Below are 26176 nucleotides of genomic sequence, written 5' to 3' on the forward strand. Positions count from 1 at the left end.
TGAAATAACTAAAAAATCAGCTGAACTTCTGAGCAGGCGCTAGCTTCTATAGCGAAGAGTTATCTAGAAAACCAAACGATCGTTCCGGAAAAGGAAGTTTCAACGTGAAGCGACTATTCTGCTTGGCCGCGATTGCGGCCGCACTGATGGGGCAAAGTTTTACTGCGCAAGCGGCAGGTGTTGAGTTCGCCGTGGGGGCCACCAGCGATTCGACCATGACGTACCGCCTGGGCATGAATTTTGACTGGGAGAAGAGCTGGCTGCAAAGTGACGTCGGTCGCCTGACCGGTTACTGGAGCGGGGCTTACACTTACTGGGAAGGTGACAAGACGTCCAGTAACAACAGCCTGTCGTTCTCGCCGGTATTTGTTTACGAGTTTGCCGGTCAGTCGGTCAAACCGTACATCGAAGCGGGGATCGGCGTCGCGGCGTTCTCCAATACCAAGTACGAATCCAACAATCTCGGCGGCTCTTTCCAGTTTGAAGACCGCCTCGGTTTTGGTCTGCGTTTCAATGGCGGGCATGAAGTCGGGATTCGTGCGACGCACTATTCCAATGCTGGTCTTGCCAGTGACAACGACGGTGTAGAAAGTTACTCGCTGCATTACACAATGCCGTTGTAAGCCGTACGCATTACCCCTGTAGGAGTGAGCCTGCTCGCGATGGCGGTGTGTCAGTCACACATATATTGACTGATACACCGCTATCGCGAGCAGGCTCACTCCTACATTTGTTTTGGGGTGTTCTTGGGATCAGCGGTAGGCAGTCGTGATGCCTTTGCGTTCTTCGATGCACTCCGGCGCGCCCATTTCGAACTCGCGACAGATCAGCGGACGCTTTTCGTAGATCGTGCACATCATGCTGTCGCGATCCAGCGCTGCACACCAGCCGTCGTCCAGACGCAGCATCACTTGGCCGCCCCACTCATCGGTATCGATAAAGCGATCAGGCACGCCGGTGTCGGTGATCAGCATCACTTCGAGCTGGCAACAGCACGCCGCGCAGGTCGAGCAGGTGACTGCCGGTTCAGTGATTTGTTGGTGGGGAATGGTCTTCATGGCCGGCAGTGTAAGGCAGTGGTCGACATGCGTGTGAAAGCTCTGACGGACGCTCAGTGGCTTAATCGCCGGGCCATCACATGCAACAGCGGAAACAGCAGCGCCCAGAGCAGGCCGATGCCGATCAGGGTGGGTAACTCGCCGTAGGGAAACTGCACGCCTGCCAGCCGCCCGCCGGCGTAGTAAGACAATGCGCCGCCGACGGCACCCAGTGAACTCGCCAGCCACCATGGCCGGGCGCTCCATGCCAGGCAGTGGCGCAAAGTGGTCGCGAGCAACGCCCACAGCAGCATCAGCCACAGTGGAATCAGCGGCGACAAATCCTGAAATTCGAATACGCCCAAAGCGCGCAAAACGCTGTCCACCGCCGTGCCGACAATCACCACGCTCAACATCAGACGGCCCTCAGCCGCCCAACTGCTGATCCAGCACAGATGGATAACCAGCACCGCCAGCGCCACCAGCAGCCACAAACTGTTGCCGCCGAGTACGCAGATCAGCCAGCCGATCTGGAACAACACGGCATTGGCCGCACGCTCAAGCATCGAAGCGTCCGAGCAGCGGTGCGGTCATCGCCGCCGGTTTGGCCAGCAACAATTGCGCGGTGCCGATGGTGCGTTCGAGGAAGCCGCCCTCGCAGTAACACAGGTAAAACTCCCACAGGCGCAGGAAATAATCGTCATAGCCCAACTCGCTCAAGCGGCCGTGGGCGCGACGGAAGTTCTCGTGCCACAGGCGCAGGGTTTTTGCGTAATGCAGGCCGAAATCTTCCATGTGCAACAGGTTCATGTCGGTGTCGCGGCCGACCACTTCGAGCATTTTCTGCACGCAGGGCAGGGCGCCGCCGGGGAAGATGTAACGCTGGATAAAGTCGACGCCGCGCTTGGCTTGTTCGTAGCGTTGTTCGCGGATGGTGATTGCCTGGATCAGCATCAGGCCGTTGCTCTTGAGCAAGTGCGCGCACTGTTTGAAGTAGGTCGGCAGGAAGCGGTGACCGACCGCTTCGATCATCTCGATCGACACCAGTTTGTCGTATTCGCCGGTCAGGTCGCGGTAGTCCTTGAGCAGCAGCGTGACCTGATCCTGCAAACCCAGTTGTTCGATGCGTTGCGCGGTAAACGCATACTGCTCTTTTGACAGCGTCGTGGTGGTGACGCGGCAACCGTAGTTCTGTGCGGCGTAGAGCGCCATGCTGCCCCAACCGGTGCCGATCTCCAGCAAATGGTCGCTGGGTTGGAGCGCGAGCTTCTGACAGATCCGCTCGAGTTTGTTCAGTTGCGCCTGTTCGAGGCTATCTTCCGGGGTGAGGAATTGCGCCGCCGAATACATCATGGTCGGGTCGAGAAACTGCTCGAACAGATCGTTACCGAGGTCGTAGTGCGCGGCGATATTTTTCTGCGAACCCTTGCGCGTATTACGATTCAGCCAATGCAGGCCTTGCACCAACGGCCGACCGAGACGGGCCAGGCCACCCTCCATGGCATCGAGCACGTCGAGGTTGCTGACGAACACGCGCACCACCGCTGTCAGATCCGGCGAACTCCAATAACCGTGGATAAACGCCTCGCCAGCACCAATCGAACCATTGCCGGCGACCATGCCCCAGACGGCCGGATCCGTCACATGGATTTCCCCGAGCAACGCACTGCCCGGCGTACCGAACATCAGCCGTTCGCCATCCTCGACCACCAGCAGTTGCCCGAGTTTGAGCTGCGCCAATTGGCGTAACACGCCACGACGCAGCAGCGATCCGGTCAAACCGTTGGTGCTGAACCGACTGATCGACAGACTAGAGGATTTCATGGCGGTGCTCCTTGGGAGGCACAGTGGCGGTTTGAAAGCTGCCGTCGGCAGTCTGATGAGCAAAGATCGGTGCGCGTTTAAGCAGCAGTCGCAGCGCTTGCCAGTAAATGGCCAAGGCGGTTTTCGCGGTCATCCACGGAAAGCGCCGCAAGTAACGGTGCAGGCTGTGGCGATCGAGGCTTTCGCGTTGCAGATTGAGCGTCGCGTCGAACAGCTTGTGCTCGCCCTGCCAGTCGGCCATGTGCACACCGAGGTTTTGCGCGGCGGGACTGAAGCTCATGCGGTATTCGAGATCGCGCGGCAAAAACGGCGAAACGTGAAAGGCTTTGGCCACGGCGAAGTGCTGATGAAAATCCTGCAGGTTGGCGGGCGTGCGCGCCGGCAGCACATAGTGATAACGCTCGCGCCACGGCGTGTTGGTGACTTCGCAGACAATCGCCGCCAGTTGCCCGTCGGCCTCATGGCAATAAAAGAAACTCACCGGGTTGAACGACAACCCCCAACTGCGCGCCTGGGTCAGCAGGCAGATCGAGCCTTGCGGTTCATGGCCGATGGCAATGCCGACCTGCTGACGCACGGCGTCGATCAGGCGTATGCCACGGCCGGTGAAGGTCTTCAGGTAGTCGGTCTCGCGAAAGGAAAACGGCGCAAAGCGACTGCGCCCGGCCAGCGGCGACAGTGCAAGCACGGCGTCCTGTTCGCTGAGGTCGAGGTAGAGCAGACCGATCCGATAGCGGAACTCATGGCGGCGCGGCGAGAAGCGCCGATGGCCGATCCAGCCGCTGTAGAGGGCGCTGTTCATAAGGTTTCCCCGAACGCGGCGGCCACGCGCAAGGCGCTGACGACACCGTCCTCATGAAAACCGTTGGCCCAATAGGCGCCGCAATAATGCGTGTGCTGCGCGCCATCCAGTTCGCCCCAGCGATTCTGTGCCGCCACTGCAGCGAGGCTGAATTGCGGGTGGGCGTAGGTGTAACGGGCAAGCACTTTGTCGGGGCTGATGCCGGCGCTCTGATTGAGGCTGACGCAGAACGTGGTGTCGCTCTGAATACCCTGCAAAATGTTCATGTCGTAGGTGACGGCGGCGTGGGTGTGGCCGGCGCCGCTGAGCCGATAGTTCCAGCTCGCCCAGGCGAGTTTGCGTGTCGGCAGCAAACGCGTGTCGGTGTGCAGCACCACTTCATTGTCGGCGTAGGGCAGGGCACCGAGAATCGCGCGTTCGGCCTCGCTCGGGACCGCCAGCAGTTTCAACGCTTGATCGCTGTGACAGGCGAACACCACTTGGTCGAAGTGCTCGAGGCCCGCCGGGCTGTGGATAACTACGCCATGCATGTCACGATCAACCCGGGTGACCGGGCAATTGAGACGAATCCTTTCCTTGAACGCGGCCGTCAGCGGCGCGATATAAGCGCTCGAGCCACCTTCAATGACCTGCCACTGCGGACGATCACTGACCGACAACAGTCCATGATTCTTGAAAAAACGTACGAAAAACTGCAGCGGGAAATTGAGCATTTCCGCCATCGGCATCGACCAGATCGCCGAACCCATTGGCACGATGTAATGCAAGATGAAGCGTTCACCGTAACCGCCCGCCTTGAGGTACTCGTCAAGGGTTGTGTCAGCGGCGATGCGCAGTTCAAGCAGGTCGCGCTGGGCTTCTTTGTTGAAGCGCAGGATGTCGCGCAACATGCCCCAGAACCCCGGCGAAAACAGGTTGCTGCGCTGGGCGAACAGGCTGTTGAGGTTGTTGCCGTTGTATTCCAGGCCGGTGTCCGGGTCGGTCACCGAGAAACTCATTTCGGTCGGTTTGAACGCCACGCCGAGCTGGCCAAGCAGGCGGATAAAGTTCGGGTAGGTCCAGTCGTTGAACACGATGAAACCGGTGTCCACCGCGTATTGGCGGCCATCGACGGTCACCGGCACCGTGTGCGTGTGGCCACCAACCCAGTCGCCAGCCTCGAGCACCGTGACTTCATGGCGGCGATTGAGCAGGTAGGCGCAGGTCAGCCCGGCGATCCCGCTGCCGACGATGGCGATTTTCATGTCGGATCCGTCAGCGGAGGCGACTTGCGCACCATGCGCTTGCCGATCGCCAGTTGCACGCGTGCCGGCAGTTTCGACAGCGGCCACAACGCGGCCATGAACAGCGCCGGGAAGGCGATCTCCAGCGGCCGGTCCTTGAGCTTGGCGAAGATGTGCCGCGCGGCTTTATCCACAGGCCAGCTCAAAGGCATTGGGAAATCGTTTTTCGCGGTCAGGGGTGTTTCGACGAAACCGGGGCTGACCACGGTGACTTCAATGCCTTCGTCGGCCAGATCGATGCGCAACGACTCGAACAGGTAACGCAAACCGGCCTTTGAGGCACCATAGGCTTCGGCCCGTGGCAGTGGCAAATAGGTCACCGAACTGGCCACGCCGATCAGATGCGGCGCGGTGCCTTTGCGCAGCAGCGGCAGCGCGGCTTCGATGCAATAACTGCTGGCGAGCAGATTGGTGCGCACCACATGCTCGACGATCGAGGAGTCGAACTGCTTGGCATCGACGTATTCGCAGGTGCCGGCGTTGAGAATCACCGAGTCCAGCGAACCCCAGTCTGCGGCGATCTGCTCGCCGATTTCGCGAACCGTCTGGCTGTTGGTCAGGTCCCCCGGCACCACCAAAACCTGCCCTGGATAGCGTTGTGACAAGACTTTGAGCGGGGCAATCTGACGGGAACTGACCGCCAGGTGCGCACCGGTTTTCAGGATCTCTTCAGCCAGCGCTGCGCCGATGCCACTGCTGGCCCCGGTCAACCAATAACGCCGTGGAGGTGTACGACTCATCCCATTCTCCTTTTCAGCCAGGCAATGACCCGGCCCAATACTGGCAAGTGTTCATACAGCAGCGCCCCGGCATCGAAATAATCCCGATGGCGATAAACCTTGTCGTGCCACAGCAGATGCGAGCAGCCGCTGACGCGAATCACGCGGCCACCCGCCAGGCGCGGGTGGCGATAACTCATGACCCAGCGCAGGTAGCCTTCGCAGTCGCCGATCTGGTCGAAACCATGAAAATCGAAACGCAGTTCGCTGACGTTGGCGTATAGCTCGCCGAAGTAGTCGCGCAGTTGCGAAAGCCCCTGCACTTCGTGCAGCGGGTCGGTGAAATGAATGTCATCGCTGTACAGCTCGCCCAGGCTTTGCAGGTTGTCTTTGTTCAACGCTGAAAATTGCCGGGCGAAGCGGCGCAGGAATTCACTCATCATCGCCTCCGACCGACGCACGCGACGGCAGATCTTTGAACGCGGCCAGCGCTCGTTGGCGTGAGGCGCTGAGGTTGACGATCGGCGACGGATAATCCACCGCGCCGAACAAGCCACCTACGTCGGCAGGGTTATGCACTTGTTTTTTGTTGAGGTCGGCCAGTTCCGGCAGCCAGTGCTTGATGAACAGGCCTTCGCTGTCGAACTTTTCCGACTGGCTCAACGGGTTGAAGATGCGGAAGTACGGCGCCGAATCGGTGCCCGTCGACGAGCTCCATTGCCAGCCGCCGTTGTTCGCCGCCAAGTCGCCATCAATCAGGTGACGCATGAAAAAACGCTCGCCTTCGCGCCAGTCGATCAGCAGGTTTTTGGTCAGGAACATCGCCACGATCATGCGCAGGCGATTGTGCATCCAGCCGGTTTCGAGCAGTTGGCGCATCGCGGCGTCGATGATCGGCAGGCCGGTGCGCGCCTCTTGCCACGCGGCGAGATCGTCCGGCGCATCACGCCAGGCGAGGGCTTCGGTTTCCGGGCGAAAGGCGCGGTGCCGCGAGACCCGTGGATAGCCGACCAGAATGTGTTTGTAAAACTCACGCCACAGCAGCTCGTTGATCCAGGTAACCGCACCGACCTTGCCGCTTTCGAATTCACCCTGATTGCTTTGCAGGGCGGCGTGCAGGCATTGCCGTGGCGAAATCACACCGGCAGCGAGATACGCCGAGAGCTGACTGGTGCCGGGCTTGGCCGGGAAGTCGCGTTCGCTTTGGTAGTAGTCGATTTGCGCGTCGGTGAAGGTGTCGAGGCGGCGTCGGGCTTCCTGTTCACCGGCCGGCCACAGATCGCGCAGGGTTTGGCTCGGTGTGGCGAAGCCTTTGACGGAATCGGGAATCGGGTCGCTGTCTATCGCCAGTTTTGCCTGTTTGCCCGGGGCCTTGACCAACGCCGGCATCGAGCGATGCAGGCGTTCGTAACAGACTTTGCGGAACTGGCTGAACACCTTGAAGTAACTCTCGGTCTTGGTCAGCACGCTGCCGGGTTTGAACAGCAACTGGTCGAGATAGCTGTGAAAGGTGATGCCCTCGGCCTTCAGTGTTTCGGCCACCGCTGCATCGCGACGGCTTTCATGGACGCCATATTCTTCATTGACGTGAACCGCCGCTATCTTCAGTTGCCGGCAGAGTTTGAGCAGTTCCGCCGGAGCTTGATCCCAATGGCTTGCAGTGCGAATCAGTAACGGGATGTTGAGTTGGCCAAGGCTTGCGCTCAGCTCACGCAGGTTGCGCAACCAGAAGTCGACCTTGCACGGCGCATCGTCATGTTCCAGCCATTGCTGCGGGCTCAACAGGTACACGGCGACCGTCGGGCCGCGCGCTGCGGCGGCCGCGAGGGCGGTGTTGTCATGTTGGCGCAAGTCGCTGCGCAGCCAGATCAATTGCATGTCGGAACTCACGGCGTCCATTAAATCAGCCCACGCTGAACGAGTTCCTGATGCGCAAGAAGCGCGTCTTCCGCCAGGAACACATCAGCCATCTCGGAGGTTTTTACGGACAACTCGGCGTGGTGGATGCATACCGTTGGTCCGACCAGCATTTTCGGGCAACTGACTCCGTTCAATAGTTTCGGCAACTGCGCAAGGTTCATGGCTTTGCTGGAATACAGCAGTACGCCACGGGCTTGCAGATGTTCGACCGCCAGCGCCAGTTCGGCGGCCGGCAGCGGCCAGTCAAACACTTGCACCGCACAATCGGCGCTGCTGATCAGCCACGCGCACAGCCACAGATGAGGTTCCAGTGGCAGGTCGGAGTGATTGATCAACAACAGCGGGGCGCCATGTAACTGACGATTGTTATGGTAGATGCGTGTGCCGAATTTGCTGCGTAACCACGAATAAAAGAACACCCGTTCCATCTGCGCGCCGAACTGGCCCTGCCAACGCTGCTCCAGTTCCGCCAGCAACGGCATCAGCAATTGCTCGCACAGCGTGCGTGGCGGGTAGAGCGCCATGGCCTGATTGACGCTGTCGTCGAGGCTGCGTTCATTGAGCTGCGTAACGGCCGTCAGCAGTGTCTGGCGCAAGCGCTGCCAATCGTTTTCCACTGATTCGCTGAACGCCTGCGGTGCGTCGAGCAGCGGTTTGACCTGACTGACGGCAACACCACGGTTGAGCCAGGTGAGGATGGTCAGAATTTGCTGAACATGTTCGGCCGAATACAGCCGGTGGCCCTTGGGCGTGCGTTGCGGTACGACCAGCCCGTAGCGGCGTTCCCACGCGCGCAAAGTGATCGCGTTGACGCCGGTCTGCCGGGCGACTTCGCGAATCGGCAGCCAGCCCTCGTCGAGGGCTTTCTTAAAATCCGCGCCAAGGTCTTCCTGGGCGCTGGTATCCATTTTGTCGTTCATTAGATTGCGTTTCGCAGGCTGAGGTTTTCCGGGTGCGGTTGCAGGTAAACCTGTTGCGCGATGTACGAATCCGGATGGAGGCGAAAGTGGTGCTTGAGCAGCGTCAACGGCACCACCAGCGGCACGATGCCCTGGCGATACTGGCCGATGACGTGTTGCATTTCCTGTTTGTCTTCGGCGCTGATCGCCTGTTTCAGATAACCGCTGATGTGCAGCAAAACGTTGCAGTGCGTGCCACGGGTGGCGCATTTCTTCAATGCCGCCATCAGTTCGCTGAAATAGCGCGGGCCGAGTTCGGCGGGATCGGTGTCGGCCATGTTGCCGAGCATTTTGCCCAGCGCTTTGTATTGCGGCGGATTGTGCGCCATCAACAAATATTTATAGCGCGAATGGAATTCGGTGAGGGCGCGACGACTCAGGCCGTTGGCGAGGACTTGTTGCCATTCGCTGTAGGCGAACACGCGGGTGATGAAGTTCTCGCGCAGTACCGGATCATTGAGGCGCCCGGCTTCTTCCACGGGCAGATCCGGGTGCTGTGCGCAAAACGCCTGAGCGTAAATCCCGCGCCCGCCGCCGTTCACCGGGGCGCCGTTGGCGTGGTAGACCTTGACCCGTTCCAAACCGCAGGACGGCGATTGCTGCATGAAGATGTAGCCGCAGATGTCATCGAGTTCGGCGGCCATTTTCTCGCCGTATTCGGCCAGTGGCTGGGTGACGTTGATCGCCCGGTTCACCGTGCCGACCGCTTGTGGATGCTCGGCGTCGCCGACAAGGCGGATCGGTTCGCGAGGAATGCCCAGGCCGATTGCGACCTCCGGACACACCGGGACGAAATCGAAATGCTCGGTGAGGGTGCGGCTGCACAGGCGTGATTCCTTGTGCCCACCGTTGTAGCGCACCTCGGCACCCAGCAGGCAGGCGCTGATGGCGATTTTTGGCTTGGCTACGCAAGGGTCAGACATGGGCACCTCGAATCTATACCTGTACAGAGGTTGATCTCTGTACAACTTTGCTCAGCATAGATTCATGGGTGTACAAGTCAAATGGTTTGTACAACATTTGCCGGTTGATGCGATTCCTGTAGGAGTGAGCCTGCTCGCGATGGCGCCGTCTCAGGCAACATCGATGTTACTGACAAACCGCTATCGCGAGCAGGCGAAGGCCTACAGGGGATTTTATTGCCAACCCAATAACCAGTGATCGTTGTTCTTGAGGGTTTGCCAATCGAGTCGTTCGGCACGCTTGGTCAAAACCGCCTGCAACTCGACCGCCAGCACTGTGCCTTCCTCGTCGCGAAACAGCTCGGTCACCAGAAAGTGTTTTTCACGATTCTGCGGGTGGGCTGCTGTCCATTTCGACAGCAGCAATTTTTGCGGATTGATGCGGTTCATTGCAGGTGTTCGTGCAAACGTCGCGCGGCTTCCTGACCACTGAGCCAAGCGCCTTCGACACGCCCGGACAGGCACCAGTCGCCGCAGGCGTACAGGCCCAGATCGGCATCGGCCAGCGTGCCCCATTCGTGACCCGTCGCAGGCCGTGCATAGAGCCAGCGGTGGGCGAGGCTGAAGCTCGGCGCCGGCATCGCGCTGTGCAACAGTTCAGCGAACGCACCGTGCAGTTGCTCGATCACCGCTTCCTTGGACAGGTCGATGTGTTGCCGACTCCACGCGCTGGTGGCATGCAGCACCCAAGTGTCGAGAGTGTTGTCGCGCCCCGGTTTGCTGCGGTTGCGCGCCAGCCAGTCGAGCGGGCTGTCCTGCACGAAGCAACCTTCGATGGGCGTATCCAGCGGTGTCTCGAAGGCGAGGGCAACAGCCCAGGTTGGCTCCATTTTCACTCCGGCAGCCGCGCCGGCGAGCTTCGGTGCCGCGGCCAGCAAGGCAGTTGCTTGCGGCGCGGGCGTGGCGATCACGACGTGGCTGAACGGCCCGTGGGTGAAGCCTTCGGCGTCTTGCAGATGCCAGTGTTCCTCACCGCGATAGACCTCGGTAATCCGGCAAGCAAAGTGCACTTCCAGGCCGTTGAGCAGGCCACGAGTGATGGCGCTCATGCGCGGCGTCCCGACCCAGCGGGTCTGCTCGTCCGGCGACAGATTCAGCTGCCCGCCCTGATAGGTGTAGAGCTGCGGCGTCCACTCGGCGACCCAGCCGTGGCTTTGCCAACGCTGTACTTCAGTGACGAAGCGGCGGTCGCGGGCGGTGAAATATTGCGCGCCCATGTCCAGCGAGCCAGCGTCGCTGCGCTTGCTCGACATGCGCCCGCCGCTGCCGCGACTCTTGTCGAATAACTGAACGGTGTGCCCGCTCTCTGTCAGAGCCTGGGCGGCGGAGAGCCCGGCGATGCCGGTGCCGATGATTGCGATAGGTACAGTCATAGGGGCCTCGTTTACCTTTCTGTACAGACTACGCCGTGGATGAAACCTGTACAATTTTGTTTTTTGGTATAACTTCTAGCGTTCTCGTTCTGACAGCTTGGCCTATGGTTAAACAATAGAGCCTGCCCGATAGAAAAGATCCCTGTTTATAAAAATAGACTAGTGATCCGGGTTAAACGCCACGCGAGGAAGATGTCATGCACATATTGCTGACCGGCGGTACTGGTTTGATAGGACGTCAGCTCTGCCGACACTGGTCAGGGCAGGGGCATCGTCTGACGGTGTGGAGTCGCAAGCCGGAAAAAGTCGCGAAGATCTGCGGCGCGCAGGTGCGTGGCATCGCGCGTCTGGAAGATCTCGGCGATGAGCCTGTGGACGCGATCATCAATCTGGCCGGTGCGCCGATTGCCGATCGGCCGTGGACCCATCGCCGCAAAGCGTTGCTCTGGAGCAGCCGTATCACGTTGACGGAAACCCTGTTGGCCTGGCTCGAAACCCGCACGCAGAAACCGGCGTTGCTGATTTCCGGTTCGGCGATCGGCTGGTACGGCGATGGTGGTGAGCGCGAGTTGACCGAAGAATCGCCGCCGGTGATCGACGATTTTGCCAGTCAGTTGTGCATTGCCTGGGAGGAAACCGCGCAACGTGCCGAGGCCCAAGGCATCCGTGTGGTGCTGGTGCGAACCGGTCTGGTGCTGTCGGCCGAGGGCGGCTTTTTGTCGCGCTTGCTGTTGCCGTTCAAATTCGGGCTGGGCGGGCCTTTTGGCAATGGTCGGCAGTGGATGCCGTGGATTCATATCAACGATCAAATCGCCCTGATTGATTTTCTTCTGCACCGCGATCAGGCCAGTGGTCCTTATAATGCGTGCGCGCCGCAACCTGTGCGCAACCGCGAATTTGCCAAGACGCTGGGCAGCGTTCTAAACCGCCCGGCGTTCATACCGATGCCGACGCTGGCACTGAAAGTCGGCCTCGGCGAGATGTCTTTGTTGTTGCTCGGTGGCCAGAAGGCCATACCGGCACGCTTGCTGGAAGCGGGTTTCACTTTCCAGTTCACGGATTTACGTGCGGCCCTGGACGATCTCTCCAGCCGCCTCTGAAATAGGACGTTGCATGACCGATCACGCCTTGCTTCTGGTCAACCTGGGTTCCCCGGCCTCTACCTCGGTGGCCGATGTGCGCAGCTACCTCAATCAATTCCTGATGGACCCGTACGTGATCGACCTGCCATGGCCGGTGCGGCGTCTGCTGGTGTCGCTGATCCTGATCAAACGCCCCGAGCAATCGGCCCACGCCTATGCCTCGATCTGGTGGGAGGAGGGTTCACCGCTGGTGGTGCTCAGCCGGCGCCTGCAACAGCAGATGAAGGCGCAGTGGACCCAGGGCCCGGTAGAACTGGCGATGCGTTACGGCGAGCCATCGATTGAAACCTGCTTGCTCAAACTGGTCGCGGCGGGGCACAGGCGCATCACGCTGGCGCCGCTGTACCCACAGTTCGCCGACAGCACCACGACCACGGTGATCGAAGAAGCGAAACGGGTGATCCGGCAGAACAAGCTCGACGTGCAATTGTCGGTGCTGCAGCCGTTCTACGATCAGCCGGAATACCTCGATGCGCTGGTTGAAAGCGCGAAGCCGCATCTGCTGCAGGATTACGATCACTTGCTGCTGAGCTTCCACGGTTTGCCCGAGCGGCACCTGACCAAACTCGATCCGACCGGCAATCATTGCTTCAAGAATGAAGACTGCTGCAAGAACGCCTCGCCTGCGGTATTGGCGACCTGTTATCGCGCGCAATGCCTGCGGACTGCGGCGTTGTTTGCTGAGCGGATGGGCCTGCCGGATGGCAAATGGTCGGTGTCGTTTCAGTCGCGTCTGGGGCGGGCCAAGTGGATCGAGCCGTACACCGAAGCGCGGCTGGATGAACTGGCGAAAAGCGGCGTGAAGAAGATTCTGGTGATGTGCCCGGCGTTTGTTGCCGACTGCATCGAGACGCTGGAAGAGATTGGTGATCGCGGCAAGGAACAGTTCCGCGAAGCGGGGGGCGAGGAATTGGTGCTGGTGCCGTGCCTGAACGACGACCGGAAATGGGCGAAGGCCTTGGCGACCCTCTGCGAAAGAGCACCGCTGGCGTTGTAGTGATCGTTCCCACGCTCTGCGTGGGAATGCCTCTAGGGACGCTCTGCGTCCAGTGACGCGGAGCGTCACGGGCTGCATTCCCACGCAGAGCGTGGGAACGATCAGATCTAAAGGCTTAGATCAGCGGCTCATCCGCCTTCTTGTTCTTCCAGCCATCATTGCCCGGCAGAATCAGGTTCAGCGCAATCGCCACCACCGCGCACAGCGCGATGCCTTTGAGGCCGAAATCGTCCGGACCGGTACCGGTGCCGACCAGCACACCGCCAATCCCGAACACCAGCGTCACCGACACGATCACCAGATTGCGCGCCTCGCCCAGATCGATCTTGTGACGGATCAGGGTGTTCATGCCCACCGCCGCGATCGAGCCGAACAACAGGCACAAAATCCCGCCCATCACCGGCACCGGAATGCTTTGCAGCAGGGCGCCGAACTTGCCGATGAACGCCAGGCTGATGGCGAAGATCGCCGCCCAGGTCATGATTTTCGGGTTGTAGTTCTTGGTCAGCATCACCGCGCCCGTCACTTCGGCGTAGGTGGTGTTTGGCGGACCGCCGAACAGGCCTGCTGCGGTGGTGGCAATGCCGTCACCGAGCAGGGTGCGATGCAGGCCTGGCTTCTTCAGATAGTCACGACCGGTCACGCTACCGACGGCAATCACGCCACCGATGTGTTCAATGGCCGGAGCCAGTGCCACCGGAACGATGAACAGAATCGCCTGCCAGTTGAACTCCGGCGCGGTGAAGTGCGGAATCGCAAACCATGGCGCAGCGGCAATCTTCGCGGTATCAACGACACCGAAATAGAACGCCATGGCAAAACCGACCAGCACGCCGGAAATGATCGGCACCAGACGGAAGATGCCTTTGCCGAACACAGCCACGATCAACGTGGTCAGCAATGCCGGCATCGAGATCATCATCGCGGTCTGGTAGTGGATCAGTTCCGAACCGTCGCCAGCCTTGCCCATCGCCATGTTTGCGGCAATCGGCGCCATGGCCAGACCGATGGAAATGATCACCGGACCAATCACCACCGGCGGCAGCAAACGGTCGATGAAGCCCGTGCCTTTGATCTTCACGGCGAGGCCGAGGAAGGTGTAGACGAAACCGGCCGCCATCACCCCGCCCATGGTCGCGGCAAGGCCGAACTGGCCCTTGGCGAGAATGATCGGGGTGATGAAAGCGAAGCTCGACGCCAGAAACACCGGCACCTGACGCCCGGTGACGATCTGGAACAGAATCGTCCCCAGACCTGCGGTAAACAGTGCCACGTTCGGGTCCAGGCCCGTGATCAGCGGCATCAGCACCAGAGCGCCGAAAGCCACGAACAGCATCTGGGCGCCGGACAGCACCGTGCGCCAGAGCGGATCGTTGAACTCTTGCTGCATGGTTACGCGTCCTTCTGCTTGGTGCCGAAGATCTTGTCACCGGCGTCGCCAAGTCCAGGGATGATGTAACCGTGTTCGTTCAAACGCTCATCGATGGACGCGGTGTAGATGGTCACGTCCGGGTGAGCTTTTTCTACTGCAGCAATGCCTTCCGGCGCGGCCACCAGCACCATGGCGCGGATGTCTTTGCAACCGGCTTTCTTCAGCAGGTCAATGGTCGCAACCATGGAGCTGCCGGTGGCGAGCATCGGGTCGATGATCATCGCCAACCGTTCGTCGATTTCCGGAACCAGTTTTTCCAGATAGGTGTGCGCTTGCAGGGTTTCTTCGTTGCGGGCGACACCCACAGCGGAGACTTTGGCACCCGGGATCAGGCTCAGCACACCTTCGAGCATGCCAATGCCGGCGCGCAGGATCGGCACGACGGTGATCTTCTTGCCGGCGATTTTCTCGACCGACACGGTGCCGCACCAGCCTGCAATATCGTAGGACTCCAGCGGCAAATCTTTTGTAGCTTCATAGGTCAACAGGGCGCCGACTTCCTGAGCGAGCTCACGGAAGTTCTTGGTGCTGATATCGGCGCGGCGCATCAGGCCGAGTTTATGACGGATCAGCGGATGGCGGATCTCGAGGATGGGCATGGAAAAACTCCGGCGGCGGGCAAAAAAACCGGCCTAGATTAATCTATCCGAGGGTGATGTCCTATAGGACATTCTGTACGTTAGTCCATAAAGGCTTGATTCGGCCTCGATGGATGCGTACCTTTGCCCGCTTTTCCAATTCCGCCAACCCCTGGAGAGCGCCATGTCCGCTGATCTCGAGCATATCCGTCAAATCATGCGAGAGGCTGACTGCCTGTACACCGAAGCTGAAGTCGAGGCGGCCATCGCCCGTGTCGGTGCACAAATCAACGAACAACTGGCTGACAGCAACCCGGTGGTGTTCTGCGTGATGAACGGCGGCCTGATCTTCTCCGGCAAGCTGCTGACCCATCTGCACTTCCCGCTGGAAGCGTCCTACCTGCACGCGACTCGTTATCGCAACGAAACCAGCGGCGGCGACCTGTTCTGGAAAGCCAAGCCTGAAGTTTCGTTCATCGACCGTGACGTGCTGATCATCGACGACATCCTCGACGAAGGTCACACCCTCGGCGCGATCATCGACTTCTGCAAACACGCCGGCGCGCGCAAAGTGCACACCGCCGTACTGATCGACAAGGATCACGACCGCAAGGCGCGTCCTGACCTGAAAGCCGATTTCGTCGGCCTGCCGTGCATCGACCGTTACATCTTCGGTTACGGCATGGACTACAAAGGCTACTGGCGCAACGCCAACGGGATCTTTGCCGTTAAAGGCATGTAAGACCCTGCACCATCCCCTGTAGGAGTGAGCCTGCTCGCGATAGCGTCGTATCAGCCAACATCAACGTTGCTGACAGACCGCAATCGCGAGCAGGCTCACTCCTACATTTGTTTGCGTGATACCCATGCTAGAGTGCTCGGCCCCGCCTCCGGAGCCTGTCATGAGCCTCTTGATCCGCAGCTTTGCCGCCCTCTTGCTGACCCTGAGCCTGCCTCTGTCTGCCGCGCCGATGCACAGCCAATTCCTGCCGCCGGACGATCTGACGGTGCGCGATGCCGAGCCTGAACAGCAGCAACTGTTGCAGGTCACCGATTACTCGGTGGTCGTCGGCGCGCAACGCCAGTCCAATCAGCAGCCGATTCCGGTCACTTCATCGCTGATGATCCGCCTCAAGGGCAAATCCCTGAACAAGGGCGCGACCATCACTCAGGTGCTGGTCAATTTCGATGGCGAAAGCAAAAGCCTGAAAAAACCGATCTACGACGGTACGAGCAAAACCCTCACGCTGTTTTATCCATTGGCCCAGTACCGCGTGGTGATCGACTTGCTGCGTAACGACACCGTGTATGTGCAGTTCCTCAGTTACGCCAACGGCCATATCTGGGCCGATTTGCACACCGGGGCCGTGCGATCGCGTTGAGCCGGGCGGCCGGGCAGGGGTAAACTGCCCGCCCCGTGTAATGTCTGCGAGCTGGAGTCGGCAATGCGTAAAGATAAGAAACAAGTGATTGGTGACGAGATCGGCGATGAGCAGATCAAGCTGTTCCTCGATTTTGAGCCGGTCGACGCCACTTCGCCGTCGCTGCACAAACTGATCAAGGCTTACCGTGGCCTGCGTATCGATGATTTCGAACGCTTCCTCGGCTTCTTTGTCGCGGCGGGCTATGACGTTGATGGCAAGGACGAACAGGGCAAGACCTTCGTTGACCTGATCGGCGATCAGCGCAACGCCCCGGACTACATCGAGCTGATCGATAAAGCTCGCGCTTAAGATCAAAAGATCGCAGCCTTCGGCAGCTCCTACAGGGTGAACACAGAACCTTTATAGGAGCTGCCGCAGGCTGCGATCTTTTGCTTTTCAAGGCCATAAAAAAACGCCCCGCACTCACTGAGTACGGGGCGTTTTTTATGCGGCTGGATCAAGCGTAGCTTGGGGTCTCGCTGCTTTCTTCAACCAGCTCCAGTGCGATGTTGTTCTGCGTGTTGATCTTGCGATACAGCGCAGCATCGGTTTCCAGGACCTTTTCACGGGCCGGGAAGATTTCTGCCAGTTTGCCGGCCCACTCACCCTTGGCCTTGGCCGGGAAGCACTTCTCGATCAGTTCGAGCATGATCGAAACGGTCACCGACGCACCCGGCGAAGCGCCGAGCAGGGCGGCGAGGGAACCGTCCTTGGCCGCAACCAGTTCGGTACCGAACTGCAGGATGCCGCCCTTTTTCGGGTCTTTTTTGATGATCTGTACCCGTTGGCCGGCCACTTCCAGGCGCCAGTCTTCGGCTTTCGCCTCCGGGTAGAAACGGCGCAGGGAATCCAGACGCTGTTCCATCGATTGCATCACTTCGCTGACCAGGTACTTGGTCAGGTCCATGTTGTTTTTCGCCACGGCCAGCATCGGCCCGATGTTGCCGGCGCGAACCGACAGCGGCAGGTCCATGAAGGAACCGTGCTTGAGGAACTTGGTGGTGAAACCGGCGTATGGCCCGAACAGCAGGGATTTCTTGCCGTCGACTACGCGGGTGTCGAGGTGCGGTACCGACATCGGTGGCGAACCCACAGCGGCCTGGCTGTAGACCTTGGCCTGGTGATGCTTGACCACTTCCGGGTTGTCGCAACGCAGCCACTGACCGCTGATCGGGAAGCCGCCGAAACCTTTGCTTTCTTCGATGCCCGAAGCCTGCAGCAACGGCAGTGCCGCGCCGCCAGCACCGAGGAAGACGAACTTGGCATCGACTTCACGGGTGTTGCCGTTGTTGACGTCTTTGATGCTGACGGTCCAGCCGCTGCCGTTACGCTTGAGGCCAGTGACGCGCTTGCAGTATTTGACTTGAGTGTCGGGAGCGCTGGTCAGGTGCTTGAGCAACTGATTGGTCAGGGCGCCGAAGTTGACGTCGGTGCCGTTCATCACGCGAGTGGCAGCGAGCACTTCGTCCGGCGAGCGGCCCGGCATCATCAGCGGCATCCACTCGGCCATCTTGGCCTTGTCTTCGGTGTACTCCATGTCGGAGAAAGCGTGGTGCTTGCTCAACACGTCGAAGCGCGATTTGAGGAAAGACACGCCGCTGTCGCCCTGGACGAAACTCAGGTGCGGCACCGGGCTGATAAAGGATTTGCACGAGCCGAAGGTGCCTTTCTTGGTCAGGTACGACCAGAACTGCTTCGACACCTCGAACTGGGTGTTGATGTGCACGGCTTTCTTGATGTCGACGGTGCCATCGGCGGCTTGCGGCGTGTAGTTCAGCTCGCACAGGCCGGCGTGGCCGGTACCGGCGTTGTTCCAAGGGTTGGAACTCTCGGCAGCACCGGAATCCATCAGCTCGACGACTTCCAGCTTGATCGCGGGGTCGAGCTCTTTGAGCAGTACTGCCAGGGTGGCACTCATGATGCCCGCCCCAACCAGAACTACGTCGACTGCTTCGTTATGCGCCATTTAACGCGTCTCCAAAATCTGCAGCACCAAATTGTCGGCATGGCTGCCAGGCGTTCCGGGACAGGTCAATGATGTCCGGGCTATCCGTGGTCAGGTTCGCCATGTCCGAATCTTCGCAATTTTTCGCAACTTCGACGGATGTATGCGGCTTGGCTTTCAAGAGCTCCATGAACTCATTTCAGCACGCAGCTGGCAATTCGACTTATGGTCGAGACATCCGTTTTTGTGCAACCAAATCCGTAGCGGACAGGCTTCAGGCTCCGATATTCGAGGTATACCCGGTCCTGTGTCGTTGGGCTGTTTCAGACGCTAATGGTGCATGTTCAGACGCAAAACTTTTCATTTGCTCGCCACACTCTTGTGAAGTTGTGAAAACCCGTTTTTTTCACGCTCTTTTGAAGACGTGAACCTCAAAAAAGGGCTGTCCAGGCCTGGCACCTTGCCCGAGGGCAAAAACAACGCGGTGGCCGAGCGTCATGACAGCTCTGCAGATTCGCGAAAAGCGGGGTTTTTGCCGGAAGAACAGGCAAGCGCGCCAACTTCACTCGATCTGTGTGGGCGGCTCTCTGTGGGCGATTTTGATGTCAAATGCATGCGCATTGACGCTGTTGCGGGGCCCGATCAGGAGACGTCCTTATAATCGGGGGGAGATTGTATCGAAGAAATGCGGGCAGTTGCTCGTGTTTAATGACTTTTATTAGGCATCCGGTCAGATGCTCAACATCGCTTGCACGCGTGCACGGGGCTGCGACGCTATGACGCGGGCGCTGGCGGGCAGTGGTTGATGCAACCAGTTGAGGCGGATTTCTTCGATTTCCACCCAGCCGTCGCCCATTGGCTGCAGGCTGCACTGCTTGAATGCCTGGCAATGGCCATTGCGGTCGAGCAGGGCGAAGCTGCGATGCAGTGGGCGCGGTGCGAACAACGAGATCAGATAACGCATGGTTGAGTACCTTGGGGGGGACTGATTGCAAGGTTGCCAAGGCGCCGTGACGTCAACGTGTATGGCGGGTGAATAATCTGTGACAGGAACCGCTTTCCCAAGGGTTTGTCAGACATTTCAGTATTCGCTGCCGGGCGCTGGTTACCCGCAGTGGCCCACCGCTATACTGCCGGCCTGTTTGTGCCTGATTCTGGAGAGAAGAGCATGTTGCAACGCCTGTTGTTCGGATTGATCACTGTGGCCGGTTTGACCCTGGCCGGCTGCGCCCACAGCCCGCAACAACTGAACCCGGAGCCGAAGCTGACCACCCAGCTGCCAGCGGTCGGCCGTGGTCAGCCAGTCGTCGTGCGTGTGGTTGACGGTCGTCCGTCGCCAACCCTCGGTACCCGTGGCGGTCTGTACCCGGAAACCAGCGCCATCACCGTGCAGCGCGAGCAGATCCTGCCGAAGCTGCAGGCTCAGGCTGAAGCTGCCGTGCGTCTGCTGGGGTTCACCCCGACCAACAACGCGCCGAATGCGCCGCAGTTGACCGTGACCCTGGCCGAGCTGAAGTATCAGTCGCCGAAAGAAGGCATGTACGTGACCGAAGCGACTATCGGCGCGACCTTCCGTTCCGACGTGCAGAACGCCAACCGCCGTTACAGCGGTCGTTACGGCGCTTCGCTGGACCAGCGTTTCGGCATGGCGCCGAACCAGGAAACCAACACCAAACTGGTCAGCGATGTGTTGAGCGATGCGCTGACGCGTCTGTTCAAGGATCCGACTGTGGGTCAGGTTTTGGCTGAGTAGGTTTTCAGCGGATGTGAAAAAGCCCGGGGCCAGTAATGGTTTCGGGCTTTTTTGTGGGTGTCGGGATTGGAATTTGTGTCGTATGGGAGATCGATCCCCCTCACCCCAGCCCTCTCCCCCAAGGGGGCGAGGGGGAAAGGGAGCCGATCGGTGTTGTTTTTGAGACCTGCATTCATCTCGGGGTTTCAGGTCGATTTGGTTTGTTCTTGATATCTACATTCATCTCGGAGTTTCAGGTCGATGCACCTCGACCAAACAACCCGGTCAGTCCCCTCTCCCTCCGGGAGAGGGCTAGGGTGAGGGCGCTTTTGATTTTTCAAGCTGCCTGCGAGTAGAAGTCGAGAACGCTAACGCCCGTCAACAAATCCGTCTCAGGCAAATCTGCATGCTGATGCCCGCCGAGCGCGCAATACACCAGCCAATGGCGATCCTGAACATTGAAGGCGAGGCTGCCGACGAGGCTTTGCTGCTCGTCGTAGGGGGTAATGAGGTACAGACGATCCTGGTTTTCAGCGTGAAGCATGTCGCGTTCCATATGCGTTTCGAGGCGCGCATCTTGGTGTATCCACATGACGAAGCCGTGACACAGGACAGCCATCGGTCGATTGTCAGGTAATTTGTCGCAAAGCCTGGGGCAGGGCGCTCGGGTTTCGGTAGAATCCGCGCCGCGGTCGTCGATCTGGCGTCTGCCATACCGGTTCAGATAGAGGTCTGTGATGTCGCTGCACTTGATGACGCTGTTTACCGCCCATCCCGCCAAGTTGATCAACTTGCTGGCGCTGCTGTTGGCGTTTCCGGGCAGTTGGCTGCTGCACGCCACCCGCCGCCGTGAACAGCGCGCGATGGCCAGCATTGCCGCCCAGCGTCAGGCGCAACCGAACGCCGAGCCGATACTGGATTGGGCGACCTTGCGCATGAACCGGTTTTTCTATCGCTTCGGTTTTGCTTGCCTCGCTCTGGCCCTGATCGTTTCCTGGATCAGCACGCGCTATTAAAAGCAAAAGATCGCAGCCTTCGGCAGCTCCTACACGAATCCCCTGTAGGAGCTGCCGAAGGCTGCGATCTTTTGATCTTGCCGTTGTTTTACAGCGGCAACCCAGCCTTGACCCGATACTGATTACGCACCGGCGTCGCGTATTGCAGCACCAGATACGGACGGTGCTCTGCAGGGCACGCATCCAGCCGGCTCTGCCATTCTTCCTGCGCCTTGGCCAGTTCATCCGCCGGGAATACCTCGGCAGCTTTCGGCACATTCAACTGCGGATCGACATCGGCCCACTGCGCATACGCCAGGTAATGCACCGGGAATAACCGGTAACCGCCGAGAATCTGCTTGTCCATCTCGACCGCCAATTGCTTGGTGTCTTCGAACAGCTCAGTGATCGGCGCGGCAAAGTTCACGTGCACGCGGCCCTTGTAGCCAGTGATGCCCTTGGCGATGCTCACGTCATCCTCGCCCGGCGCTTTCGCGTAGGTGCCGGTGGTGGCGCGGATGTACAGCTCGCGGGCCTTGGCCTGGTCGCACGGATCGTATTCGTAGCTGATCGACACCGGGGTGACATTCAGCGAGCGGATCACTTCGCCGAACGGCTCGTCCTTGCGGCTCATGTGGAACATCTTGAGGATCGCCGACTCGGTGCGGTCGTCGCCGTCCTTCGCCCGACCTTCGGCCTGAGCGATCCAGATCGAGGCGCAATCGTTGCGGATCGAGTGGTTGATGTACGCCGACAACAGTTGATACGCAGCCATTTTCTCGCGACGGCCGGTGATCGAACGGTGGACGATAAAGCTCTTGTTCAAACGCATCAGGTCGCTGACAAACGGCTTTTGCAGCAGGTTGTCGCCGATCGCGATGCGCGGCGTCGGCAGGCCGGCGTGGTACACGGCGTAGTTGACGAAGGCCGGGTCCATCACGATGTCGCGGTGGTTGGCGATGAACAGATAGGCGCTGCCGGACTTGAATTGCTCGACACCGGTGTAGGTCACGCCATCGGTGGCGCGCTCGATGGTGTGGTCGACGTAGGACTCGACCTTGTCCTGCAACGTCGCCACCGAGGTCACGTCGGCGAACTCACGACGCAGCCGATGGGCTATAAGTGGTTTGAGCATCCAGCCGAAGGCACCGGCAAAACGCGGGAAGCGGAAGTGGGTGAGGATATCTAGAAACGCCTTGTCGCCGAGCAGTCTTGCCAGTACCACAGGTACTTCGCTGTCGTCGTAAGGTCGGATGGCATCGAATTCGCCCATCATGCTCTCTTGTTGGAAACGGCTAGGGTAAGTAAAGGTTTTGATCGAAAACCCGCGGGGCACGGTCTGAAAAAGTAGCCAGACAAAAATAGCCCTGCAAATAGACCGGCGATTATACGCACAAGTCACTTGGGAGACCGCGATGCTGGAAACCGCTGATTACGAATGTCCTTATTGTGGGGAAGTAGTAGAGACGACGCTGGACCTGTCCGGTGGAGATCAGACTTACATTGAGGACTGTCAGGTGTGTTGTCGGCCGATCACGTTTGTATTGCAGGTTCATGGAGAGGAATGGCATCTGGAAGTCTTCAGCGAAAACGAGTGAGGCGCGCCCATGCAGCGAATCTATGAGCCGGAAAACCTGATGGAAGGTGAAATGCTCAAGGGCATGCTCGCCAGCGAAGGCATCGAGGCGCACTTGATTGGTCGCGATTTGCTCGGTGGGACGGGCGAGCTGCCGATCTTCGGTCTGTTGGGCTTGTCTGTGGATAACGATCAGGCCGAATACGCCCGTGAGCTGATCACCGCGTACAATGCCGCGCTGCCGCTGCCCGGCGATGAACCGGAGAGCTTCCCCGGGACGCTGGTCTGTTAGGCTGAGCTTCGTATTACTTCAGAGTCGTGTTGCCCCATGTGTGGACGTTATGCCCTGTTTCGCTGGAACCGCGACTTCGCGGCCCTGCCAGGTTTTCCCGCCGATCAGCAGGCGCAGTGGAACATTTCCCCCAATGATTCGGTGTTGATGCTGCGCGCCGCTGAAGACGACCAGCGCACCCTGGCGCGCGCCCGTTGGGGGCTGACACCGCCGTGGCTGACCGATCTGTCGAAAACCCCGGCGCATGCCCGTGCTGAAACCGTGGCCGAGCAGCCGATGTTTCGTGAGGCGCTGCGCCAGCGTCGCTGCCTGTTGCCGGCGAATGGTTTTTACGAGTGGCGCGGGACCCAGCGCAAGCGTCCGTTCTGGCTGACGCCGGGGGAGGGCTCTTCGCTGTTCTTCGCGGCGATCTGGGAGGCTTATCCGGTGCAGGAGCAGGTGTGGCTGAGCACTGCGGTGATTACTCAACCGGCGTCGAGTCAGCGGCGGCCGTTGATCCTCGATGAGGCGGGGCAGGCGGCGTGGCTCGATCCCGAGACGCCGTTGCATGTGTTGCAAGGGTTGCTGGCCAGTGAGCCGGCGGTGCTGCGCGAGCGGGTGCTGGCGAATCTGATCAATGATCCGAAACTCAATGGGCCGGAGTGTTTGACTCCGGGTTAAAGCCTTTTAGATCAAAAGCCCCTCACCCTAGCCCTCTCCCGGAGGGAGAGGGGACTGACCGAGTTGTCTACCGTCATGCATCGACCTGAAAAATCGTGGCGATTATGGATTCGGTGAAAAGCGTTCAAGTCGGTGTACTTCGTCAATATCCCCCAATCAGTCCCCTCTCCCTCTGGGAGAGGGTTAGGGGGCTTTTCGCTTTTCAGACCTTGAACTGATTGATCAACCGCCGCTGTTGCTCCGCCAGTTTGGTCAAATCAGCGCTCGCCGAACTCGACTCATCCGCACCACCCGCCACTTCATTGGCCACTTGGCCGATATTGATCACGTTGCGGTTGATGTCATCCGCCACCGCGCTCTGCTCTTCCGCCGCACTGGCAATCTGCGTGTTCATGTCGTTGATCACCGACACCGCCTGCGTGATCGTTTCTAGCGCTTGAGCCGCTTTCGCCGCGTGCTGCACGCTCTCATCTGTGCGGTTCTGGCTGTCTTCCATGACCCGCACGACATCGCGAGTGCCCTGCTGCAGTTGCTGGATCATGCTCTGGATTTCTTCGGTGGCTTTCTGGGTTTTCTGCGCCAGATTGCGCACTTCGTCCGCCACCACGGCAAAACCACGACCCTGCTCGCCGGCACGCGCCGCTTCGATCGCCGCGTTCAGGGCCAGCAGATTGGTCTGCTCGGCGATGCTGCGAATTGCCGTGAGGATGGCGTTGATGTTTTCGCTGTCCTTGGCCAGGGTCTGCACCACATCTACAGCTTTGCCGATTTCCAGCGCCAACACGCCGATCGAATTGGACGTATCGCGGACAATCTGCATGCCCTGACTCGCCGCCTGATCGGCATGGCTGGCCGCTTGCGCCGCCTGCGTCGCGTTGCGTGCGACATCCTGTGCGGTGGCGGTCATTTCCTGTACCGCCGTGGCGACTTGATCAATCTCGGCCATTTGTTTTTGAATGCCGATATTGGTGCGAATGGCGATGTCAGCGGTGTGTTCCGAAGAATCGCTGACGCTCTGCACCGATGTCACCACTTGGGTGATCATCGCCTGCAACTTGGCGAGGAAGGTGTTGAAGCCCTTGGCAATCGAGCCGAGCTCATCGCTGCGATCACTGCTCAAGCGTCGGGTCAGATCACCTTCACCCTGAGCAATGTCATTGAGCATGGCGACCATTTGCTTCAACGGTCGGGCGATGCCGTGGCCGACCAGCCAGATCACCAGCAGGCCAATGCCGGCGATGAGCAGACCGACCATGGCCATGCCGAAGGTGTCGGATTTACGCTGAGCATCCAGATCGGCCTGTAGCTTTTGCAGATCCGCCATAACGGCGTTCAAAGGCAATTGCAGCATCAATGTCCAGCGCGCGTCGGTCTGGCCGATACCGAACGGCAGGTACAACTCGATGCGGCCCTTGTCCTTGTTGACCGAGTAAGTCACTTCGCCGCGCTTGAGATTGGCCAGGTTGCCGATCTGCCCGGCATCGAGAATGTCGCTGACTTTTTCGCCGAATTTGCTCGGGTCCTTGGTGTAGGCAACGATCCGCCCGTTGCCACCGATCAGGGCCATTTGCCCGGCGCCGCTGTACAACTTCTGATTGGCGCCGAGGAGCATTTCCTGAATGAAGTTCACCGACAGGTCGGCGCCGACGATGCCCTGGAAAGCGCCGTTGAGCATGATCGGTTCAATGAAAGAGGCGAGCATGACGATCTTGTCGCCGACCTTGTACGGCGCCGGATCGATCACGCAGGCTTTCTTGGTTTCCTTCGAGCACAAGTAGTACTCGCTGGCGCGCACGCCGGTGGACAGGGTCTTCTGATCGTCGACGTCGACCAGTTTGTCGAGGCCGAGAGTGCCGTCGTCATTGCGGAACCACCATGGCAGGAAGCGCCCGTTGGCAGCGTCGATGCCGATCACGCTGGTGCCGACGTAGGCCGCGTCATTGTGGTCCAGGGCGTTCTTTTCCCAACCGATATAGGTGCCGAGAATCTTCGGGTTCTTTTCGACGTTTTCTTTGATCAGGCTGATCAGTTGTTCGCGGCTGACGCTCAGGCGCGGCTGGCCATCGGCGCCCGGCGTACCGAACAGGGCGTTGACTCGCACCAGTCCGCCGGCGATCAGCAGCGGCGCTTCGAGTTCGCGCTGGATCTGGCTGACCTGGGTTTGCGCCAGCGAAGTCAGGCGCTGTTCGATGACTTGCTCGAACTGCGCCTGGGTGCGCTGCTGCACCATTTCTTGCGTGCGCGCGCCGGAGAACAGCGCATACAGCACCAGCGCGGCCACCACGCTAAGCACGATGGCGCCGGCCAGGGCGGCAACGGAAAACTGGATCGACTTGAACTTCATGGGAGCTCCGCACGCAAGAGGACGTCTGCGCTGATGTATCGGCAGCGGGCATTGGGCCATGAGTGCGAGCCGGTGCAATTGCAAGCCGATGTCGCAAATGGATCAGTGCGCGACGCAGTTGCACGGGGCTTGGTGGTGGCTGTGAATTTTTTACGACAGGCCAAGTGGGAAACGTCTGAA

At 59.5% G+C, this 26176-nt stretch carries 29 protein-coding genes and 2 pseudogenes; 11 read left to right on the forward strand and 20 right to left on the reverse strand.

Features of this window, described 5'->3' with window-relative positions:
- The first annotated feature begins 104 nt into the window (after positions 1-104).
- On the forward strand, positions 105-623 hold the full coding sequence (locus ACOYXJ_RS14375) for an acyloxyacyl hydrolase (RefSeq protein WP_460370059.1): 519 nt from the start codon (positions 105-107) through the stop codon (positions 621-623).
- Positions 624-752: 129 nt separating this feature from the next.
- Here the strand turns inward: ACOYXJ_RS14375 and ACOYXJ_RS14380 are convergent, their stop codons facing one another.
- The 12 genes from ACOYXJ_RS14380 to ACOYXJ_RS14435 form a co-directional block, all read right to left on the reverse strand.
- A complete protein-coding gene (locus ACOYXJ_RS14380; protein WP_460370061.1) occupies positions 753-1058 on the reverse strand; it encodes a YkgJ family cysteine cluster protein in 306 nt (101 codons plus the stop codon).
- Between the two features lie 53 nt (positions 1059-1111).
- Positions 1112-1603: a DUF2878 domain-containing protein gene (locus tag ACOYXJ_RS14385; RefSeq protein ID WP_150795581.1), complete on the reverse strand. Its 492-nt coding sequence runs from the start codon at positions 1601-1603 to the stop codon at positions 1112-1114.
- Entirely contained in the window at positions 1596-2861 is a 1266-nt protein-coding gene (locus tag ACOYXJ_RS14390; RefSeq protein ID WP_460370063.1) for a class I SAM-dependent methyltransferase, read from the reverse strand. Before ACOYXJ_RS14390 ends, ACOYXJ_RS14385 begins: the two co-directional genes overlap by 8 nt.
- A complete protein-coding gene (locus ACOYXJ_RS14395; protein WP_095122987.1) occupies positions 2848-3663 on the reverse strand; it encodes a DUF1365 domain-containing protein in 816 nt (271 codons plus the stop codon). The genes ACOYXJ_RS14390 and ACOYXJ_RS14395 overlap by 14 nt, the downstream gene beginning before the upstream one ends.
- Positions 3660-4907, reverse strand: coding sequence for an NAD(P)/FAD-dependent oxidoreductase (locus tag ACOYXJ_RS14400; protein WP_460370066.1), 1248 nt, complete (start codon positions 4905-4907; stop codon positions 3660-3662). The genes ACOYXJ_RS14395 and ACOYXJ_RS14400 overlap by 4 nt, the downstream gene beginning before the upstream one ends.
- Complete coding sequence (locus ACOYXJ_RS14405) at positions 4904-5686, reverse strand: SDR family NAD(P)-dependent oxidoreductase (protein WP_095122991.1); 783 nt, start codon at positions 5684-5686, stop codon at positions 4904-4906. The genes ACOYXJ_RS14400 and ACOYXJ_RS14405 overlap by 4 nt, the downstream gene beginning before the upstream one ends.
- On the reverse strand, positions 5683-6105 hold the full coding sequence (locus ACOYXJ_RS14410) for a nuclear transport factor 2 family protein (RefSeq protein ID WP_102901137.1): 423 nt from the start codon (positions 6103-6105) through the stop codon (positions 5683-5685). The genes ACOYXJ_RS14405 and ACOYXJ_RS14410 overlap by 4 nt, the downstream gene beginning before the upstream one ends.
- On the reverse strand, positions 6098-7543 hold the full coding sequence (phrB, locus tag ACOYXJ_RS14415) for a deoxyribodipyrimidine photo-lyase (protein ID WP_460370069.1): 1446 nt from the start codon (positions 7541-7543) through the stop codon (positions 6098-6100). The genes ACOYXJ_RS14410 and phrB overlap by 8 nt, the downstream gene beginning before the upstream one ends.
- Before the next feature lie 20 nt (positions 7544-7563).
- Positions 7564-8505 carry a MerR family transcriptional regulator gene (locus ACOYXJ_RS14420; RefSeq protein WP_460370071.1) on the reverse strand — a complete coding sequence of 314 codons (942 nt, stop codon included), beginning with the start codon at positions 8503-8505 and terminating at the stop codon, positions 7564-7566.
- Positions 8505-9467: a YbgA family protein gene (locus tag ACOYXJ_RS14425; RefSeq protein WP_460370073.1), complete on the reverse strand. Its 963-nt coding sequence runs from the start codon at positions 9465-9467 to the stop codon at positions 8505-8507. Before ACOYXJ_RS14425 ends, ACOYXJ_RS14420 begins: the two co-directional genes overlap by 1 nt.
- Positions 9468-9680: 213 nt before the next feature.
- Positions 9681-9896 (reverse strand): TIGR02450 family Trp-rich protein, encoded by a 216-nt coding sequence (locus tag ACOYXJ_RS14430; RefSeq protein WP_460370075.1) that lies wholly within the window; start codon positions 9894-9896, stop codon positions 9681-9683.
- A complete protein-coding gene (locus tag ACOYXJ_RS14435) occupies positions 9893-10879 on the reverse strand; it encodes an NAD(P)/FAD-dependent oxidoreductase (protein ID WP_460370077.1) in 987 nt (328 codons plus the stop codon). The genes ACOYXJ_RS14430 and ACOYXJ_RS14435 overlap by 4 nt, the downstream gene beginning before the upstream one ends.
- 197 nt (positions 10880-11076) lie before the next feature.
- Between ACOYXJ_RS14435 and ACOYXJ_RS14440 the strand changes: the two genes are divergently transcribed.
- Complete coding sequence (locus ACOYXJ_RS14440; RefSeq protein ID WP_460370079.1) at positions 11077-11979, forward strand: TIGR01777 family oxidoreductase; 903 nt, start codon at positions 11077-11079, stop codon at positions 11977-11979.
- 13 nt (positions 11980-11992) lie between these two features.
- On the forward strand, positions 11993-13018 hold the full coding sequence (hemH, locus tag ACOYXJ_RS14445; RefSeq protein ID WP_460370081.1) for a ferrochelatase: 1026 nt from the start codon (positions 11993-11995) through the stop codon (positions 13016-13018).
- A gap of 115 nt (positions 13019-13133) precedes the next feature.
- Here the strand turns inward: hemH and ACOYXJ_RS14450 are convergent, their stop codons facing one another.
- Both ACOYXJ_RS14450 and upp read right to left on the reverse strand, forming a co-directional pair.
- Positions 13134-14408: a uracil-xanthine permease family protein gene (locus tag ACOYXJ_RS14450; protein ID WP_007912843.1), complete on the reverse strand. Its 1275-nt coding sequence runs from the start codon at positions 14406-14408 to the stop codon at positions 13134-13136.
- Between the two features lie 2 nt (positions 14409-14410).
- Positions 14411-15049, reverse strand: a complete 639-nt coding sequence (upp, locus tag ACOYXJ_RS14455) for a uracil phosphoribosyltransferase (protein ID WP_007912842.1) — start codon at positions 15047-15049, stop codon at positions 14411-14413.
- 163 nt (positions 15050-15212) lie between these two features.
- Here upp and ACOYXJ_RS14460 point away from each other — a divergent pair, with 163 nt between their 5' ends.
- The 3 genes from ACOYXJ_RS14460 (at position 15213) to ACOYXJ_RS14470 (ending at position 16761) form a co-directional block, all read left to right on the forward strand.
- Positions 15213-15770 carry a hypoxanthine-guanine phosphoribosyltransferase gene (locus ACOYXJ_RS14460; protein WP_064387625.1) on the forward strand — a complete coding sequence of 186 codons (558 nt, stop codon included), beginning with the start codon at positions 15213-15215 and terminating at the stop codon, positions 15768-15770.
- A gap of 160 nt (positions 15771-15930) precedes the next feature.
- Positions 15931-16410 (forward strand): hypothetical protein, encoded by a 480-nt coding sequence (locus ACOYXJ_RS14465; RefSeq protein ID WP_460370084.1) that lies wholly within the window; start codon positions 15931-15933, stop codon positions 16408-16410.
- A 63-nt stretch (positions 16411-16473) separates the two neighbouring features.
- The gene (locus ACOYXJ_RS14470; protein ID WP_460370086.1) at positions 16474-16761 is read left to right on the forward strand and encodes a PA4642 family protein; all 288 of its coding nucleotides are present in this window, start codon (positions 16474-16476) and stop codon (positions 16759-16761) included.
- 148 nt (positions 16762-16909) lie between these two features.
- Here ACOYXJ_RS14470 and mqo read toward each other — a convergent pair whose 3' ends face one another.
- Together mqo and ACOYXJ_RS14480 are read right to left on the reverse strand one after the other, a co-directional pair.
- A complete protein-coding gene (mqo, locus tag ACOYXJ_RS14475; protein WP_460370088.1) occupies positions 16910-18418 on the reverse strand; it encodes a malate dehydrogenase (quinone) in 1509 nt (502 codons plus the stop codon).
- Positions 18419-19127: 709 nt separating this feature from the next.
- Entirely contained in the window at positions 19128-19361 is a 234-nt protein-coding gene (locus tag ACOYXJ_RS14480; protein WP_007912834.1) for a hypothetical protein, read from the reverse strand.
- A gap of 204 nt (positions 19362-19565) precedes the next feature.
- On the opposite strand from ACOYXJ_RS14480, the gene ACOYXJ_RS14485 reads away from it, so the two are divergent.
- Positions 19566-20150 carry a YajG family lipoprotein gene (locus ACOYXJ_RS14485; protein WP_008086137.1) on the forward strand — a complete coding sequence of 195 codons (585 nt, stop codon included), beginning with the start codon at positions 19566-19568 and terminating at the stop codon, positions 20148-20150.
- A 316-nt stretch (positions 20151-20466) separates the two neighbouring features.
- Here ACOYXJ_RS14485 and ACOYXJ_RS14490 read toward each other — a convergent pair whose 3' ends face one another.
- Positions 20467-20673 (reverse strand): hypothetical protein, encoded by a 207-nt coding sequence (locus tag ACOYXJ_RS14490; protein WP_008083982.1) that lies wholly within the window; start codon positions 20671-20673, stop codon positions 20467-20469.
- 193 nt (positions 20674-20866) lie between these two features.
- Here ACOYXJ_RS14490 and ACOYXJ_RS14495 point away from each other — a divergent pair, with 193 nt between their 5' ends.
- Positions 20867-21145, forward strand: coding sequence for a hypothetical protein (locus tag ACOYXJ_RS14495; protein ID WP_034154337.1), 279 nt, complete (start codon positions 20867-20869; stop codon positions 21143-21145).
- A gap of 88 nt (positions 21146-21233) precedes the next feature.
- Here the strand turns inward: ACOYXJ_RS14495 and ACOYXJ_RS14500 are convergent, their stop codons facing one another.
- A complete protein-coding gene (locus ACOYXJ_RS14500; protein WP_191622715.1) occupies positions 21234-22397 on the reverse strand; it encodes a 1-acyl-sn-glycerol-3-phosphate acyltransferase in 1164 nt (387 codons plus the stop codon).
- 142 nt (positions 22398-22539) lie between these two features.
- Between ACOYXJ_RS14500 and ACOYXJ_RS14505 the strand changes: the two genes are divergently transcribed.
- Genes ACOYXJ_RS14505 through ACOYXJ_RS14515 form a run of 3 tightly spaced genes read left to right on the forward strand, consistent with a single transcriptional unit; the run spans position 22540 to position 23652 of the window.
- Complete coding sequence (locus tag ACOYXJ_RS14505) at positions 22540-22722, forward strand: CPXCG motif-containing cysteine-rich protein (protein WP_016985166.1); 183 nt, start codon at positions 22540-22542, stop codon at positions 22720-22722.
- A gap of 9 nt (positions 22723-22731) precedes the next feature.
- The gene (locus ACOYXJ_RS14510) at positions 22732-22992 is read left to right on the forward strand and encodes a putative signal transducing protein (RefSeq protein ID WP_007912819.1); all 261 of its coding nucleotides are present in this window, start codon (positions 22732-22734) and stop codon (positions 22990-22992) included.
- Positions 22993-23028: 36 nt separating this feature from the next.
- Positions 23029-23652 (forward strand): SOS response-associated peptidase, encoded by a 624-nt coding sequence (locus ACOYXJ_RS14515; RefSeq protein WP_460370091.1) that lies wholly within the window; start codon positions 23029-23031, stop codon positions 23650-23652.
- 202 nt (positions 23653-23854) lie between these two features.
- Here ACOYXJ_RS14515 and ACOYXJ_RS14520 read toward each other — a convergent pair.
- Positions 23855-24364, reverse strand: a pseudogene (locus ACOYXJ_RS14520) (methyl-accepting chemotaxis protein); the annotation flags it as partial.
- Between the two features lie 393 nt (positions 24365-24757).
- Positions 24758-26056 (reverse strand): annotated as a pseudogene (locus ACOYXJ_RS14525) (cache domain-containing protein); the annotation flags it as partial.
- Between the last annotated feature and the right edge of the window lie 120 nt (positions 26057-26176).

Source organism: Pseudomonas sp. Tul2A7 (assembly GCF_054790505.1).

What these genes read in the sequence shown, in the direction of transcription:
- ACOYXJ_RS14380 (WP_460370061.1), bottom strand. Translation starts at nt 1,058, where the DNA reads ATGAAGACCATTCCCCACCAACAAATCACTGAACCGGCAGTCACCTGC.
- ACOYXJ_RS14385 (WP_150795581.1), bottom strand. Translation starts at nt 1,603, where the DNA reads ATGCTTGAGCGTGCGGCCAATGCCGTGTTGTTCCAGATCGGCTGGCTG.
- ACOYXJ_RS14390 (WP_460370063.1), bottom strand. Translation starts at nt 2,861, where the DNA reads ATGAAATCCTCTAGTCTGTCGATCAGTCGGTTCAGCACCAACGGTTTG.
- ACOYXJ_RS14395 (WP_095122987.1), bottom strand. Translation starts at nt 3,663, where the DNA reads ATGAACAGCGCCCTCTACAGCGGCTGGATCGGCCATCGGCGCTTCTCG.
- ACOYXJ_RS14400 (WP_460370066.1), bottom strand. Translation starts at nt 4,907, where the DNA reads ATGAAAATCGCCATCGTCGGCAGCGGGATCGCCGGGCTGACCTGCGCC.
- ACOYXJ_RS14405 (WP_095122991.1), bottom strand. Translation starts at nt 5,686, where the DNA reads ATGAGTCGTACACCTCCACGGCGTTATTGGTTGACCGGGGCCAGCAGT.
- ACOYXJ_RS14410 (WP_102901137.1), bottom strand. Translation starts at nt 6,105, where the DNA reads ATGAGTGAATTCCTGCGCCGCTTCGCCCGGCAATTTTCAGCGTTGAAC.
- phrB (WP_460370069.1), bottom strand. Translation starts at nt 7,543, where the DNA reads ATGCAATTGATCTGGCTGCGCAGCGACTTGCGCCAACATGACAACACC.
- ACOYXJ_RS14420 (WP_460370071.1), bottom strand. Translation starts at nt 8,505, where the DNA reads ATGAACGACAAAATGGATACCAGCGCCCAGGAAGACCTTGGCGCGGAT.
- ACOYXJ_RS14425 (WP_460370073.1), bottom strand. Translation starts at nt 9,467, where the DNA reads ATGTCTGACCCTTGCGTAGCCAAGCCAAAAATCGCCATCAGCGCCTGC.
- ACOYXJ_RS14430 (WP_460370075.1), bottom strand. Translation starts at nt 9,896, where the DNA reads ATGAACCGCATCAATCCGCAAAAATTGCTGCTGTCGAAATGGACAGCA.
- ACOYXJ_RS14435 (WP_460370077.1), bottom strand. Translation starts at nt 10,879, where the DNA reads ATGACTGTACCTATCGCAATCATCGGCACCGGCATCGCCGGGCTCTCC.
- ACOYXJ_RS14440 (WP_460370079.1), top strand. Translation starts at nt 11,077, where the DNA reads ATGCACATATTGCTGACCGGCGGTACTGGTTTGATAGGACGTCAGCTC.
- hemH (WP_460370081.1), top strand. Translation starts at nt 11,993, where the DNA reads ATGACCGATCACGCCTTGCTTCTGGTCAACCTGGGTTCCCCGGCCTCT.
- ACOYXJ_RS14450 (WP_007912843.1), bottom strand. Translation starts at nt 14,408, where the DNA reads ATGCAGCAAGAGTTCAACGATCCGCTCTGGCGCACGGTGCTGTCCGGC.
- upp (WP_007912842.1), bottom strand. Translation starts at nt 15,049, where the DNA reads ATGCCCATCCTCGAGATCCGCCATCCGCTGATCCGTCATAAACTCGGC.
- ACOYXJ_RS14460 (WP_064387625.1), top strand. Translation starts at nt 15,213, where the DNA reads ATGTCCGCTGATCTCGAGCATATCCGTCAAATCATGCGAGAGGCTGAC.
- ACOYXJ_RS14465 (WP_460370084.1), top strand. Translation starts at nt 15,931, where the DNA reads ATGAGCCTCTTGATCCGCAGCTTTGCCGCCCTCTTGCTGACCCTGAGC.
- ACOYXJ_RS14470 (WP_460370086.1), top strand. Translation starts at nt 16,474, where the DNA reads ATGCGTAAAGATAAGAAACAAGTGATTGGTGACGAGATCGGCGATGAG.
- mqo (WP_460370088.1), bottom strand. Translation starts at nt 18,418, where the DNA reads ATGGCGCATAACGAAGCAGTCGACGTAGTTCTGGTTGGGGCGGGCATC.
- ACOYXJ_RS14480 (WP_007912834.1), bottom strand. Translation starts at nt 19,361, where the DNA reads ATGCGTTATCTGATCTCGTTGTTCGCACCGCGCCCACTGCATCGCAGC.
- ACOYXJ_RS14485 (WP_008086137.1), top strand. Translation starts at nt 19,566, where the DNA reads ATGTTGCAACGCCTGTTGTTCGGATTGATCACTGTGGCCGGTTTGACC.
- ACOYXJ_RS14490 (WP_008083982.1), bottom strand. Translation starts at nt 20,673, where the DNA reads ATGCTTCACGCTGAAAACCAGGATCGTCTGTACCTCATTACCCCCTAC.
- ACOYXJ_RS14495 (WP_034154337.1), top strand. Translation starts at nt 20,867, where the DNA reads ATGTCGCTGCACTTGATGACGCTGTTTACCGCCCATCCCGCCAAGTTG.
- ACOYXJ_RS14500 (WP_191622715.1), bottom strand. Translation starts at nt 22,397, where the DNA reads ATGGGCGAATTCGATGCCATCCGACCTTACGACGACAGCGAAGTACCT.
- ACOYXJ_RS14505 (WP_016985166.1), top strand. Translation starts at nt 22,540, where the DNA reads ATGCTGGAAACCGCTGATTACGAATGTCCTTATTGTGGGGAAGTAGTA.
- ACOYXJ_RS14510 (WP_007912819.1), top strand. Translation starts at nt 22,732, where the DNA reads ATGCAGCGAATCTATGAGCCGGAAAACCTGATGGAAGGTGAAATGCTC.
- ACOYXJ_RS14515 (WP_460370091.1), top strand. Translation starts at nt 23,029, where the DNA reads ATGTGTGGACGTTATGCCCTGTTTCGCTGGAACCGCGACTTCGCGGCC.